Raw genomic sequence first — 424 nt, forward strand, 5'->3', positions numbered from 1 at the left:
TCCCAAGCAGATCGGGGAAAGCGAGATCTGGACTCTGGCTGGCCAGTCAGGGGCGGGGAAATCAACTTTGCTGAACTTTATCAAGGAAGACGCGGGCCAGGCGACGGGCGCGATCTCAACCAGCTTGAACCGGGGAAAACATACAACCCGGACGGTTACCCTTTTCAAATTAGGGGAAGGCTTTTTAGCAGACACGCCAGGCTTTTCGGCAATTGATCTGACGCCGATCAAGCTGAATGAACTGGGTACGTATTTTAAGGAATTTAAGGCCTTGAGTACGGGCTGCAAGTTCCGGGGCTGCCAGCACCTGCATGAACCGAAGTGCGCGGTCAAGGACCAGCTGGCTCTAGGTGAAATCGCAGCTTTCCGCTATGATGACTATCTGGCCATGCGGACGGAAATTGAGGAAGGCCGGATGCCGGAA

At 54.5% G+C, this 424-nt stretch carries 1 protein-coding gene; it reads left to right on the forward strand.

Annotated elements, in window-relative coordinates; translation table 11 throughout:
- Positions 1 to 10 precede the first annotated feature (10 nt).
- A partial coding sequence (gene rsgA / locus G8O24_RS47215; RefSeq protein WP_497717870.1) for a ribosome small subunit-dependent GTPase A occupies positions 11 to 424 on the forward strand: 414 nt, incomplete at its 3' end.

The sequence above is a fragment of the Bradyrhizobium campsiandrae genome (assembly GCF_014529705.1).
In the GTDB taxonomy this organism is placed as follows: Bacteria; Pseudomonadota; Alphaproteobacteria; order Rhizobiales; family Xanthobacteraceae; genus Bradyrhizobium; species Bradyrhizobium campsiandrae.